The 12,708-nt window shown below is 60.5% G+C and carries 14 protein-coding genes; 10 read left to right on the top strand and 4 right to left on the bottom strand.

Going from position 1 to position 12,708, the window contains the following annotated elements:
- Positions 1-307: 307 nt before the first annotated feature.
- The gene (locus NCR37_RS18435) at positions 308-682 is read right to left on the bottom strand and encodes a 4a-hydroxytetrahydrobiopterin dehydratase (RefSeq protein ID WP_250474289.1); all 375 of its coding nucleotides are present in this window, start codon (positions 680-682) and stop codon (positions 308-310) included.
- A gap of 376 nt (positions 683-1,058) precedes the next feature.
- Here NCR37_RS18435 and NCR37_RS18430 point away from each other — a divergent pair, with 376 nt between their 5' ends.
- From NCR37_RS18430 to NCR37_RS18395, 8 genes are all read left to right on the top strand, one after another.
- Positions 1,059-2,867 carry a methanol/ethanol family PQQ-dependent dehydrogenase gene (locus NCR37_RS18430; RefSeq protein ID WP_250474288.1) on the top strand — a complete coding sequence of 603 codons (1,809 nt, stop codon included), beginning with the start codon at positions 1,059-1,061 and terminating at the stop codon, positions 2,865-2,867.
- 89 nt (positions 2,868-2,956) lie between these two features.
- The gene (locus tag NCR37_RS18425; RefSeq protein ID WP_244849578.1) at positions 2,957-3,370 is read left to right on the top strand and encodes a c-type cytochrome; all 414 of its coding nucleotides are present in this window, start codon (positions 2,957-2,959) and stop codon (positions 3,368-3,370) included.
- Between the two features lie 48 nt (positions 3,371-3,418).
- Complete coding sequence (locus NCR37_RS18420; RefSeq protein WP_502800550.1) at positions 3,419-4,339, top strand: substrate-binding domain-containing protein; 921 nt, start codon at positions 3,419-3,421, stop codon at positions 4,337-4,339.
- Positions 4,336-5,103: a hypothetical protein gene (locus NCR37_RS18415; RefSeq protein ID WP_250474286.1), complete on the top strand. Its 768-nt coding sequence runs from the start codon at positions 4,336-4,338 to the stop codon at positions 5,101-5,103. The genes NCR37_RS18420 and NCR37_RS18415 overlap by 4 nt, the downstream gene beginning before the upstream one ends.
- Before the next feature lie 24 nt (positions 5,104-5,127).
- Entirely contained in the window at positions 5,128-6,159 is a 1,032-nt protein-coding gene (locus NCR37_RS18410) for a quinoprotein relay system zinc metallohydrolase 2 (RefSeq protein WP_250474285.1), read from the top strand.
- A complete protein-coding gene (locus tag NCR37_RS18405) occupies positions 6,147-7,043 on the top strand; it encodes a quinoprotein dehydrogenase-associated SoxYZ-like carrier (protein ID WP_250474284.1) in 897 nt (298 codons plus the stop codon). Before NCR37_RS18410 ends, NCR37_RS18405 begins: the two co-directional genes overlap by 13 nt.
- A gap of 68 nt (positions 7,044-7,111) precedes the next feature.
- Entirely contained in the window at positions 7,112-7,981 is an 870-nt protein-coding gene (locus NCR37_RS18400; RefSeq protein WP_250474283.1) for an MBL fold metallo-hydrolase, read from the top strand.
- A 39-nt stretch (positions 7,982-8,020) separates the two neighbouring features.
- Positions 8,021-8,329, top strand: a complete 309-nt coding sequence (locus NCR37_RS18395) for an EthD family reductase (RefSeq protein WP_250474282.1) — start codon at positions 8,021-8,023, stop codon at positions 8,327-8,329.
- Between the two features lie 7 nt (positions 8,330-8,336).
- On the opposite strand, the gene NCR37_RS18390 is transcribed toward NCR37_RS18395, so the two are convergent.
- On the bottom strand, positions 8,337-9,083 hold the full coding sequence (locus NCR37_RS18390; protein WP_250474281.1) for a Pr6Pr family membrane protein: 747 nt from the start codon (positions 9,081-9,083) through the stop codon (positions 8,337-8,339).
- A gap of 219 nt (positions 9,084-9,302) precedes the next feature.
- On the bottom strand, positions 9,303-9,860 hold the full coding sequence (gene phnN / locus NCR37_RS18385) for a phosphonate metabolism protein/1,5-bisphosphokinase (PRPP-forming) PhnN (protein ID WP_250474280.1): 558 nt from the start codon (positions 9,858-9,860) through the stop codon (positions 9,303-9,305).
- 345 nt (positions 9,861-10,205) lie between these two features.
- Between phnN and NCR37_RS18380 the strand changes: the two genes are divergently transcribed.
- Entirely contained in the window at positions 10,206-11,570 is a 1,365-nt protein-coding gene (locus tag NCR37_RS18380) for an MFS transporter (RefSeq protein ID WP_250474279.1), read from the top strand.
- Between the two features lie 217 nt (positions 11,571-11,787).
- Complete coding sequence (locus tag NCR37_RS18375; protein ID WP_250474278.1) at positions 11,788-12,072, top strand: hypothetical protein; 285 nt, start codon at positions 11,788-11,790, stop codon at positions 12,070-12,072.
- 131 nt (positions 12,073-12,203) lie between these two features.
- On the opposite strand, the gene NCR37_RS18370 is transcribed toward NCR37_RS18375, so the two are convergent.
- Positions 12,204-12,638 (bottom strand): VOC family protein, encoded by a 435-nt coding sequence (locus tag NCR37_RS18370; RefSeq protein ID WP_250474277.1) that lies wholly within the window; start codon positions 12,636-12,638, stop codon positions 12,204-12,206.
- Between the last annotated feature and the right edge of the window lie 70 nt (positions 12,639-12,708).

Raw genomic sequence — 12,708 nt, 5'->3', positions numbered from 1 at the left:
GCGATTGCGAGCGCGAAGCGCGGGCCGGGGTGTGGTGTTATCGAGCCAAGGGGCTCGCATGACGTGGCGCCCAGCGGGCGTGGAGGGCGATTCAGGGTTGATTCAAACTGAGTGCCAAATGCTCTTCTGCGAAGTGACCACACTGTTCTTGCTGCGGGCCCACAAGAGCTGCTTTCTTTGGTTACTTTCTTTGCAGCAGCAAAGAAAGTGACCCCCGCCCCGGGGAGGGGCAACGCCAATAGACCGACACGAAAACAAGTTCCACGACAATAACCGCCCTCGCCCCAAAAGAAGAAAACGGAAAAAATCAATCGTACTTGATATACCGAAACCGTTGATCATCGGAGGGCGTCCCGGCAAGAGGCCCTCCCTCGAGCGAGGGCCGCCACTGCACGACTTCTTCTATCTTCGAAGCAAGCGCAAAGTCTTTATCGGTAATGCCTTTGGCAGAATGCGTCTTGAGCTTCACGATAACGAAGGCATATGAAACGGTAAGGTCCGGATGATGCCAGGCCGCTTCCGCAAGATGGCCCACCGTATTGACGACCATCAGCGTGCCCTTCCAACCTTCCGTGCGGAACTTGCGCCTGAGCCATCCATCCTCGAAGTACCAGTGTTTGAGCGTACCGCTAAGACGCTCGGCGATTTCCGCATCGGCGTACACCTTCTCGGCTTGAGTCATGGCGAGGTCTCGAACAATACGTGAGTGATTCAGTATGCGCGTCTCCGTCAAAGCCACACAAGCAAACGCAAAACTGCTGCGGCGCATCAGAAGCGAAGCTAAGAAGCCAGCATTTCGCGGATTTGACACAGTATGTCTCGCGCTACGCCGCACGCTAGCTCGCGAACATGCGCGAACAGCATGTCATTCCCGCGCCATCCCAGTACGCGCACGAGCGCACTAAACCGGCATGGAATATGCAAATGGCGTCGATACGCATGCGTTCGGCCATGACCGGGCACAGCGTAGCTCGTTACCTGCATTGAGAAGGCGCGCACGATGCAACCCGGTAGCGTGGTCATCCCTGGGTCGGAGGCATCACCATTCTGGAGGAGACATGAACTTACGCACCCTGGTTCTTGGACTGGCGGTGGTTGCGACGGCAGGCCTGAATTCCTATGTGGCGCAGGCCGATTCGCAACTCGACAGCCTCATCAAGAATCCTTCGAATTGGGCAGCGCAAGCGGGCGATTACTCGAATCACCGCTATAGCACGCTCAAGCAGATCAACGAAAACAACGTCGGCAAGTTGCAGGTTGCCTGGACCATGTCCACCGGTGTGCTACGTGGTCACGAAGGATCGCCGCTCGTCATCGGCGACACGATGTATATCCATTCGCCGTTCCCTAACAAAGTCATCGCGGTCAATCTGAAAGACCAAACCTTCATCTGGCAATACCAGCCGAAGCAGGATCAACAAGTCATCTCCGTGATGTGCTGCGACACAGTCAACCGCGGTCTCGCTTATGGCGACGGCAAGATCTTCCTCCAGCAAGCCGATACCAAACTCGTCGCGCTCGATGCCAAAACAGGCGATGTCGTGTGGAGCGCGCAGAACGGCGATCCGAAGAAAGGCGAGACGAACACGAACGCGCCGCACGTATTCGGCGACAAGGTGCTGACCGGCATTTCGGGTGGCGAATTCGGCGTGCGTGGCCGTCTCGTGGCATACAACATCAAGGACGGCAAGGAAGTGTGGAAGGCCTATAGCACGGGCCCCGACGATGAGATGTTGCTGGACCCGCAGCAAACCATGACGTGGTCCGACGGCAAGATGATGCCCGTGGGCGCCGACTCATCGACCAAGAGCTGGCAAGGCGATCAATGGAAATATGGCGGCGGCACGACATGGGGATGGTACGCATGGGACCCGAAACTCAACCTTGTCTACTACGGCACGGGTAACCCTGGCACGTGGAACCCGACCCAGCGCCCCGGTGACAACAAGTGGTCGATGTCGATCTTCGCGCGCGACCTGAATACCGGCAAAGCGAAGTGGGTCTATCAAATGACCCCGCATGACGAATGGGACTATGACGGCGTCAATGAAATGATCTTGTCGGATCTGAGCATCGGCGGCAAGCGGGTGCCCGCGATCGTTCACTTCGACCGCAACGGCTTCGGCTACACGCTGAACCGCGAAACCGGCGAACTGCTCGTCGCGCAGAAGTACGATCCGGCAGTTAATTGGGCCGATAGCGTCGATATCAAGAGCGGCCTGCCTATTCGGAACGCGAGCTATTCGACACAGCAGGCGGGTCCGGATCACAACGTGAAGGGCATTTGTCCTGCCGCGCTCGGATCGAAAGATCAACAGCCTGCCGCATACGATCCGAACTCGAGTCTCTTCCTCGTTCCCACGAATCACGTTTGTATGGACTACGAACCGTTCCAGGTGGATTACGTGTCGGGTCAGCCGTTCGTCGGCGCAACGCTTTCGATGTTCCCGGGCCCGAACGAGAACGGCGCGATGGGCAACTTTATCGCGTGGGATGCGGCCAAGGGCAAGATCGCATGGTCCAAGCCCGAGCGGTTCTCGGTGTGGTCCGGCGCGCTGGCGACAGCAGGCGGCATCGTGTTCTACGGCACGCTCGAAGGCTACATCAAGGCGGTACGCATCAGGGACGGCAAGGAGCTGTGGAAGTTCAAGACGCCGTCCGGCATCATCGGCAACGTGTTCACGTATCAGTACCAGGGCAAGCAATACGTCGGCGTGTATTCAGGCATCGGCGGCTGGGCCGGCATCGGCATGGCTGCGGGACTCGAGAAGTCGACGGAAGGTCTCGGTGCGGTAGGCGGGTACCGCGAACTCGCGAAATACACGGCGCTTGGCGGCACGCTCTTCATCTTCGCTGTCCCGAGTTGACATAGGCGTGAGCAGGAACGCGCGGCGGCATGCGTGCCGTCGCGCAAAGCAGGGCCTTGCATAAGAAACATATTGAAGGAGACACGCGAATGATAGGCCGAACCATCCTGGTGTTGTCGATAGCACTCGTTGCGTCATCTGCGCCTTTCGCTCAGACCTCTTCGGGGCAAATGAAGCCGGTGGCGTACCAGGTCGTCGACGGCAACAAGGTCGACAACGATACGCTGCAAGGATGGCGTACCTGGCGCGCGCTCGCCTGCGAACGGTGTCACGGGGCGAAACAGGAAGGTCTCGTCGGTCCCTCTCTGGTCGACGCTTTCAAGACGCTCGACAAGAACGAATTCCATCGCACGGTTTTCGGCGGACGCGTCGACAAGGGCATGCCCGATTTCAGCGCGAGCCAGATGATGCAGAAGAATTGGGAGAATCTGTACACGTACCTGAAAGGACGGTCCGACGGCAAGATCAATCCGGGCGACCTGCAAGCAATCGATGCGAAGTGAAGGCATCGCGAGCGGCGCGCAATGGCCGCTTCTACTCCCGGAGGCTTCATGTTCCAGCGTAAGGCCAGTCGTACGGTGCGATCCGGTCGCATGGCCGCACTGCTTTCAGCGCTTGTTCTGCTTTCGACCGACGCCGCGTTCGCGCAGGGCGCAGGCGGCCCGCCGCCGAGCCTGCCGAACAACGACGGCGCGGACGGCGTGCTGCGCGTATGCGCCGATCCCAACAACATGCCGCTCTCGAACCAGAAAGGCGAAGGCTTCGAGAACAAAATCGCGAGCCAGATGGCGAGTGATTTCGGCTACAAGCTCGAATATACGTTCTATCCGCAGCGCATGGGTTTCGTGAGGAATACGCTGCGCGACAAGGTGCCGAATACCGAGCAATACAAATGCGACCTGATCATCGGCGTACCGAAAGGCTATGAACTGACTGCGACGACGCGGCCGTACCTGCACTCCACGTACGCAATGGTCTTTCCGAATCGCCCGGAATACGCGAACATCAAGACGCCCGCTGATCTCATGAGTCTGCCGCCGGATCAACTCAAGAAAATGAAGCTGGGCATCTTTGTCAAAAGCCCGGCCGTCGACTGGCTGCTCAGGAATAACCTTATCGAGCAGGCAGTGTCGTATCAGGGGCAAAGCGGCGATCCCGAGGCGTTTCCCGGCGAAATGATCGAACACGACCTGTCGCAAGGTAACGTCGATGCTGCGTTCGTCTGGGGACCGATCGCTGGATACTTCGTCAATCGTTCGGATAACAAAGTAAGGCTTGTTCCGTTCCCGCCGCAACCCGGCATTCGTTTCGACTTCGAAATCTCCATGGGCGTGCGGTACGGAGAGAAAGCATGGCGCGACAAGGTCGATAACTGGATTGCGTCGAATCAGCCAAAGATCGACCAGATATTGACGAGCTATCAAGTTCCACAGCTGCCTCTGCAGCCGATGCAACCCGCGCAAGCACAATGAGAACGCCTGCCGTCATTCTTCGCGCGGTGACGACCGTGTGCGCGCTTGGCCTGGCGCAAGGGCATAACGCGTTGGCCGCAGCACCGCCGGCCGCTTCGGCGCCGGGCGCGGAGATTGCGCCCGCCGAACGTCTCGTGTTCCTTCAGCCGCATATGAACGGCGTGGAGCCGCAGACGGAACTGGATTACTCCGTGGACTATTCCGGCCCGCCCGCAAAAGTCAGCGATACGGTGCGCGTGCTCGTCGTGAGTCCCGGAAACAGCAAGAACGATGCGCGCGTAACGGACCGCACCGGTCCTGTGAATGTACCCGGCGGTCTGCCTTGCAATCCCGTCATCATCTACTTTCTGGAGCACGACGTTGCCGAGATGGAGCAATTGACGGGCGGACAGCGGCGCTATTTCCAGCAGCGCGTTCGTCTCGCGCTGGCAGCGGCTCCGGCGATTACGTCCGTATCGAGCGATGCGCTCGGAATCGGAGGCGGCAGGCATGTGACGGCGCGTCAGGTCGTCATTCAGCCTTACCTGAACGATCCCAATGCCGAACGTTTCTCGCAGTACACGGGCAAGCGTTATACGTTTGTGATCGCCGACGACGTGCCCGGCGGCCTCCTCATGATTCGCACGGAAGTGCCGGGCGCGGGCAATGACTTCGCCCATCCGCTGCAAAAGGAAACGATCGCTTATCAAGGGGCGCTCAAGAATCTGTCGCCGCCCGCGGGCGCGCCTGTCAAGGCGGGGAACGTGCCGCGCGCGAGCCGATAACGCCGCATCAGTGACCAGGTGCGCGTGAACCTCGCCCGCTCGACTACGCTTGCGCCGGGACGCGAAGCGGCTATCGCGCTGATGTACGGCGTTTCGGCGTTCATCGCATCGCCTGTGCGAGTAGGCATCGAGGCGTTCTCATTCGCATGGCATGCGTTGTTGCTCTTTGCGCTTCTTGTCGCACACACGCGCGCGGAACCGCCGCTTTCGATGCAGCAGATTGCGCCCGGCGAATACGCGCATCGCGCTCACGATGACATTGCGACACGCGCGAACAAGGGCGATATCGCGAACGTGGGCTTCATCGTCGGTACGCGCTGCGTCGCGGTCATCGACACGGGCGGCACGCTCGCAGAGGGACGCGCGCTGAGGCAAGCGGTGCGGCAGATCACGCCGCTGCCGGTCTGCCATGTCATCAACACGCACATGCACCCGGACCATATCTTCGGCAATGCGGCGTTCGTGGACGATCATCCACAATTCGTCGGAAGCGTGAAGCTCGCGCAAGCCGAGGCGTCGCGGGCGGAGAATTATCTTCGCGCGCTGAACCGGGAGCTCGGAGGCATCGCCGAAGGCAGCGAAATCATCGGGCCGACGCAAACGGTGGATGGCACCGCAACGCTCGATCTCGGCGACCGTCCGTTGACATTGCGCACATGGCAAACAGCGCATACCAACAACGACTTGACGGTATACGATGAGAAGAGCGGCACCTTATGGACCGGGGATCTGCTTTTCGTGCGCTGCATTCCGGTGGTGGACGGGAGTGTCGTCGGCTGGTTGGATGACATTGCACGTATTAAGCAGATGAATCCGCGACACGTCGTGCCGGGACATGGTCCGCTCGATCCGCCGTGGCAGCAGTCACTCGAAGCAGAAGAGCAGTACCTTGCCGAACTCGCGCGTGACGTGCGCGAAGCTATCAAGCGCGGCGCGACGATTCAACAAGCCGTAGACACCGTTGGCCTCGATCAGCGCGACAAATGGCTGCTCTACGAGGTCTATCATCGTCGCAATGTGACGGCCGCTTATGCGGAACTCGAATGGGAGCAGTAACAGGCAGCATGGAGGGCATCATGATGACCGATACGCCTGGCTCTATGTGCGCACGCGGCGCCTTGTTCGCGCTGCTTGCGTTGATGGCATCGCTTGCGCACGCCGCACAGCCGGACGAGGACTCGAACAAGGTCGCTCGTTGGCTTGATTTCAAGGAAGGCGCGTTCAAGGGGCGAACGGTCGATACGCATGGCGAATCCGTCATCACGCTCGACGCTCCGGCCCGCGCGGCAGATGCCGCAGTCGTTCCTATCGCGATCAACGCACAGTTCGCGCAAAGTCCCGCGCACTACATCAGGAAGATCTACCTTTTCATCGACGAGAATCCCGAGCCGTATGCAGGCTATTTCGAATTCACGCCCGAGTCGGGACTGGCGAGCATCGAAACCCGTGTGCGCGTGGAGGACTATACGTTCATGCGCGCCATCGCCGAGACAAACGACGGGCACCTGTATAGCGCGGTGCGCTTCGTGAAGGCATCGGGCGGTTGCTCGGCACCCGCCGGCAAGGACGACGATGCAGCCGAACGCGCGGCAGGCGCGGTTCGATTGCAATCGGAGGGCACGGCGGTCGTCGGCAAGCCGCAACTCGCGCAAGTGATGGTGCGGCACCCGAACCGCACCGGCATGGCGATGAACCAGATTACGCGCAACTATGCGACGGCCTATTTCATTCGCAAGGTCGCCGTCACCTATGCGGATAAGCCGGTGATGACCGCGAACGTCAACTTCTCGATCAGCGAGAACCCGAATTTTCGCTTCTACTTCCTGCCGGCCGGGAATGGCGAGTTGAAAGCGCATATAGAGGACACCAAGAACAAGCAGTTCGAAGGCGCGATCGCTATTCAGACGCAAGCGGCCGGGCAAGCGTCGGCAATGAAATGACGCTGCGCTACGCGAGGCGACTTATCGCCGCGCTTCTCATTGCATGCGGTGCGTGGGCTGGACCGGCGATGGCCGCGCTCGCCGGCATGCCCGCGCCAACGCGCATTGCGCCGGGGGTGTACGCGTTCATCGGCACGGGAGACGCGGTGGCGCCGGAGAATCATGGCATCGTCGCGAATAACGGCTTTATCGTCGGGACGAGCGGGGTGACTGTGATCGACACGGGGCCGTCTTATCGCTATGGCCGCGCGATGATCGAAGCCATCCGCAAGGTGACGCCTTTGCCGGTGACGCTCGTTATCATCACGCATCAAGCGCCGGAATTCGTCTTCGGCGCCGCTGCCTTCCGCGACCAGAACGTGCCGATACTCGCGCATGTTCGCGCCGCGCAACTGATACATGATCGCTGCTCGATCTGTCTTGCGAATCTGCGCAAGACACTCGGCGAAGATGAAATGGCAGGCTCGCGCGTGACCGTGCCTGACCGCACCATCGACGGGACCACTGAAATAGAGAATGGCGGACGCAAGTTGCAATTGCTGCATTTCGGCCCCGCGAGCACACCCGGCGATCTAGCCGTGCTCGATACCGAAACCGGTGTGCTGTTCGCGGGCAGTCTGGTTTCGAATGGCCGGATTCCCGAGCTACGCAACGAGCAGATACCGGGCTGGCTCGCTGCGCTCGAAAACCTGCGTGCGCTCGACCTGAACACCGTCGTGCCCGCGTTCGGTCCGCCTTTGCGCGGTGACGCCATTCTGCAGACAGGCCTGTATTTGCGCGAGCTCGATGCATCCGTGAAGCAAGCCTATAAGAGCGGCATGAGTCTCACGCAGGCAATGCACGCAGTGCAGTTGCCCGCATTCAGCGGCTATAAGCTCTACACGACCGCGCAGCCGCAGAACGTGCAACGCATCTATCTTCAGCTGGAAAAGCAGTAGCCCGTTCCCTCAGGCAGGCCCGCACCAAGGAGACACGACATGGCCAAGCTGGTTGCACTGTATAAAACGCCGTCGGACAAACAGGCATTCGATGCACATTACACATCCACGCATGTTCCGCTCGCCAAAAAGCTACCGGGCCTCAAGCGTTATGAGTTGAGCACGGGACCGGTCACGGTGGCGCAAGGCGAATCGCCGTATCACCTCGTCGCCGTGCTCGAATTCGATTCGCTCGATGCAATCCGATCCGCGCTCGAATCGCCGGAAGGCCAGGCAACCGCCGGCGATCTGTCCAACTTCGCGCAGGCGGGCGTAGAGGTATTGATGTTCGATACCAAGGATGCCTAATCGTTGTTTAATGCGGCGCGCCCGAATCCGATACGTCGTCGGAGTCGACGTCCGGGTCGGGCACGCGCAAATCGTCGCGCCGGTGATTGATGACGAGAAAGACGCTCATCAGCACGAGGAAAGCCACGACCAGCATCGCGGCATTGAGAAACACGCGCTCGTAACCCAGCTCGGACACGTCGATGAACCAGTACGGGTAAAACTCCGATTCGCTTCCGCGCCATAGCGTTATGAAAAGATAGCCGAGCGGATAGACGAGCCAGAGCGCGCATCGCCGCCACGAAAGATGAAAGCGCGGCACGAACAAGAGCCAGTACAACGCGGACAGCGCGGGCACCACCGTATGCAGCGACTCGTTGACGAACGCGCGATAGCCCGATGGTGTCCATAGAAAGCGCAGAAGCGTGTTGTACGCGATGCCGACGAAGACCATATATACGACGACTGCGGTTACGACCGTCGGCTGACGAAAGAAGCGCGCAAGCGGTGCCTGAGCGCGCGTGGCGACACACGTGAAGCAGATAGCCGTAAGCAATACCGTCAGATTCGTGAGGTAGCTGCTCATGCGGGCGATACCGTCCATAACGGTCAGGCCGCGGTCGAGCGAACGTGCGATGGTCAGGTCCGTCTGCGCTGCGATGGCTAGCCACGCGACCATTGCGATAGCCGCAGCCAGAGCGAGCGAAGCAGTGCTGGGGGTATGAAGCGGCAAGTCGGGCTCGTGCCGCCGCGAGTTCTCTTGGGACTTGGACATGCGGTCATTTTATCGGCGCATGCCGAAGCGTGCAGGCAGCGCCTCGGCGCTCAGGATGCATTTTGACGCCTTCGTGCGTGACTGCCCGAATGAGTTCATTGACATGTCACGCTGCTGGACAGGCCCATTCAAGAGCGTGCGCAGAATGCGCTCGATTCGGCGCCATGTCCAGTTCGTGTGCCAGCAGTGCAATGGCACGCGTGTCCTCTTGCCGTTGCGCTATTGTCCAGCGTGACCGACGATGTTCAAGAATTGGCTGCCGGCTTCTGCAAGCAAGCCGGAATTATCGATATGCACCACGCGCGCATGACGAGGAAGTTCGAACGCGGGCCTGCGTGCGAGCCGCGCCTCGATCTGACGCGCATCTTCGCGTCCACGCCTTGCAAGCCGCGCGGCCAGCACGGCAGGCGCGGCATCGATATGGACGAAGCATGCGTCCGGGTAACGCATGAGCGCCTCCGGCGCGTGCTGCCGCGAACCGTTGACGACGACGGAGATACCGCGCGCGAGCCACGCATCCAGTTCGATACCGATGCCATAGCGCAGACCGAGGCTTTCCCAATGCATCGCAAAGAGCCCGTGAGAAAGACGCGAGGCGAATTCGTCGGGCGTGAGCGCGATATGGTTCTCGCCGTCAGTAATGGCGCGCGTGATGTACCGATGCGCGAACATGACGCGTGTGCCGACGCGTTCACGCGCAAATGCCAACAGTGAGTCTTTGCCCGCCCCGGAAGGGCCCATGACATAGATCAGCCTCGCGCTTTCCATCTTGCCCATGCGATATCCTGTGCAATGTTCCTGATCGGCAGGCGCCGAAGCGCCCGCGGGCGCGTCGAGGGGATATTCGTCCAGCACGAATGGATTGCCTCACTCGCGTAACGGGGCGGTCTGCCCCGATCACACAGCGATTGTAGAGTGCAACTCGTGATGACAGTATGGATCGCTACGGCGCGCAGACATCGATACGATCCGACAAGCCGGCTGCCACGTCCTTTCATTTCCGGGTAACCCCGCGTTGCGGCACATGGGGCTATTCCGTATTCTCACGCGAAACGCATAGTTCGCTATGTGAATCGCTGTTCGCATAGCGAACATACATCGTCTCTTTCGGAAGGGAATGAAGTGAGCAGAAGTCCAAACGTGAACGTGCAGACGTTCATCAACGAGCACCCGTTTTCGCCGTTTCAGTGGCTCATCTTCGGCATGTGCTTCGTCATCGTGCTGCTCGATGGCTTCGATACGGCCGCGATCGGCTTCATCGCGCCCTCGCTGGTTACCGAGTGGCACATCAGCCGGCCGGCGCTCGCGCCTGTGTTGAGCGCGGCGCTTTTCGGCCTTGCCGCAGGCGCGCTGCTTTCCGGGCCCTTGTCCGACCGCCTCGGCCGCCGCGCGATGCTGTTGTCGTCGGTGATCGTCTTCGGCGTCGCGTGCTTTGCATCGGCGTATTCCGCGAGTCTCGAGCATTTGACGACGCTGCGTTTCATCACCGGCCTGGGCCTCGGCGCGGCCATGCCGAACGCTGTCACGATGATGAGCGAGTTCTGTCCCGACAACCGTCGCGCCACGCTCATCAACCTGATGTTTTGCGGCTTTCCGCTGGGCGCTGCATTCGGCGGCTTCCTCGCTGCATGGATGATTCCGCAGTTCGGCTGGCGCAGCGTGCTGTTCCTCGGCGGCGTGGCGCCGCTCGCGCTTGCCGTGCTGCTGCTCATCACGTTGCCGGAATCGGTGCGCTACATGGTGGCGAAGTCGAAGCCGGTCGAGAAGATTCGCGCGACGCTTGCCCGCATTTCGGACGATGCTCGCCATGCCGGCTCGTTCTTCATGACCGAAGCCGCGCCTGCCGTGCAAGGTCAGAGCGGCATGAGCGTGGTGTTGTCGCGTTCTTATGTGATCGGCTCCGTCATGCTGTGGCTCGCGTATTTCATGGGCCTCGTGATCTTTTATGCGTCCATTAACTGGATGCCGATTCTGCTCAAGGAATCCGGCTTGAGCCCGCAACGCGCGACGCTGATTTCCGCGCTGTTTCCGCTCGGCGGCGTCGGCGCGGTGCTGCTCGGCGTGCTGATGGACAAGTTCAACGCGAACCGCGTGATTGCAGCGTGCTATGCATTGACCGCAGTGAGCGTCTACTGCATCGGACAGGCCGTGGGCAACGTCGGCTTGCTCGTGCTGGTGGTGTTCCTTGCGGGCGTTTTGATGAACACCGCGCAATCGTCGATGCCCGCGCTCGCCGCCGCGTTCTATCCGACGCAAGGGCGCGGCACGGGCGTCGCGTGGATGCTCGGCATCGGGCGCTTCGGCGGCATTGCCGGATCGTTCCTCGTTGCGGAACTCACGCGGCTTCATTTCAGCTTCGGTGGCATCTTCGCGGTGATCGCGGTCGCCGGGCTCGTCTCTGCGGTCGCGCTCCTCATCAAACAGGCCGCTCATCCGCAGCGCGCGGTCAATGCCGATCTCAAGGCTACGGGGCCAGCGAGCCACTGAACCCATTGTGCGATTCGCGGCGCGTGGCGACGCGCGCCGCGTTGTCATGTCGATTGCCACGGGCATGCAGGCGCGTCAGCTTGCGAATCGTCAGACCGTGGCACGTCCCATGCTCCAGAGGTCTTGCGACCGGCCGTCGCTCTCGTCACTCGACGGCCAACATGCAGAACAAGCTGCAACAATCGCATTCGCAAACCGCCAACAGGAGTCACTCGACATGAAACGTATCGCTCTCTCCTGCGCCGCCGGCGCATTCGCTCTCGTTTGCGCATCCGCGTTCGCGCAGGACAATCCGCCGAGCTCGGCCACGGGCCTGCAAGCGGGCGACAACGCGCAGACCACCACGCAGGGTTCCGGAATGTCGCACAAGCAATCGCATTCGAAGAAAAAGTCGCACAGCAGCCATTCGTCCTCGACGAGCGGCTCGACCGCCGGCCAAAGCGACAGCGCCACGCCGGGCGGTCCCGGCGCGCCGGTCAGCGCAAGCGGCTCGGGTCAGTAAGCGGGTCAATTAGCGGGTCAGTAAGCGAGTTAGTAAGCGGGTCAGTAACCATTACGCTCGCATGATGTAAAAACGGGACGCCGATGGCGTCCCGTTTCATTTGCAGCGCGAGCGAACGAAGGCTCAGGAAGTCACTTCGCGAATAGCGACGCCATGTTGGCGAAAGCCTTCACCTCCACCGCATTGCCCGACGGGTCGAGGAAGAACATCGTCGCCTGCTCGCCGACTTCGCCCTTGAAGCGAATATGCGGCTCGATAATGAAACGCGTGCCGGCCGCCTTCAGCTTATCCGCGAGCGCTTCCCACTGCGGGATAGACAGCACCACGCCGAAGTGGCGCACGGGTACGGCGTCGCCGTCCACCGCGCTCGTCGACCGATGACCGACTTCGTCCGGCGCAAGGTGCGCCACGATCTGGTGCCCGTAGAAATTGAAATCCACCCAGTCTTCCGAACTGCGTCCTTCCGGGCAGCCGAGCAGTTCGCCATAGAACGCGCGCGCATCCGAAAGACTGTGAACGGGAAACGCGAGATGAAACGGCGGCATGGCGTCGTGCGGGATGTTCATGGTCACAGGTCCGTGAGGGTTGATCCAGGGAAGCCGCTAGTGTATTCATGAACGAATTCCATGAAAAACG

Origin of the sequence: Caballeronia sp. GAFFF1 (genome assembly GCF_023630705.1) — a bacterium.
Taxonomy (GTDB): Bacteria; Pseudomonadota; Gammaproteobacteria; order Burkholderiales; family Burkholderiaceae; genus Caballeronia.
The sequence above is the reverse complement of the archived record's forward strand: the minus strand, read 5'-3'. Positions and strand labels throughout refer to the sequence as shown.

Coding starts and splice junctions, on each gene's coding strand:
- NCR37_RS18435 (WP_250474289.1), bottom strand. CDS start 682: ATGACTCAAGCCGAGAAGGTGTACGCCGATGCGGAAATCGCCGAGCGT.
- NCR37_RS18430 (WP_250474288.1), top strand. CDS start 1,059: ATGAACTTACGCACCCTGGTTCTTGGACTGGCGGTGGTTGCGACGGCA.
- NCR37_RS18425 (WP_244849578.1), top strand. CDS start 2,957: ATGATAGGCCGAACCATCCTGGTGTTGTCGATAGCACTCGTTGCGTCA.
- NCR37_RS18420 (WP_502800550.1), top strand. CDS start 3,419: ATGTTCCAGCGTAAGGCCAGTCGTACGGTGCGATCCGGTCGCATGGCC.
- NCR37_RS18415 (WP_250474286.1), top strand. CDS start 4,336: ATGAGAACGCCTGCCGTCATTCTTCGCGCGGTGACGACCGTGTGCGCG.
- NCR37_RS18405 (WP_250474284.1), top strand. CDS start 6,147: ATGGGAGCAGTAACAGGCAGCATGGAGGGCATCATGATGACCGATACG.
- NCR37_RS18400 (WP_250474283.1), top strand. CDS start 7,112: ATGGCCGCGCTCGCCGGCATGCCCGCGCCAACGCGCATTGCGCCGGGG.
- NCR37_RS18395 (WP_250474282.1), top strand. CDS start 8,021: ATGGCCAAGCTGGTTGCACTGTATAAAACGCCGTCGGACAAACAGGCA.
- NCR37_RS18390 (WP_250474281.1), bottom strand. CDS start 9,083: ATGTCCAAGTCCCAAGAGAACTCGCGGCGGCACGAGCCCGACTTGCCG.
- phnN (WP_250474280.1), bottom strand. CDS start 9,860: ATGGGCAAGATGGAAAGCGCGAGGCTGATCTATGTCATGGGCCCTTCC.
- NCR37_RS18375 (WP_250474278.1), top strand. CDS start 11,788: ATGAAACGTATCGCTCTCTCCTGCGCCGCCGGCGCATTCGCTCTCGTT.
- NCR37_RS18370 (WP_250474277.1), bottom strand. CDS start 12,638: ATGAACATCCCGCACGACGCCATGCCGCCGTTTCATCTCGCGTTTCCC.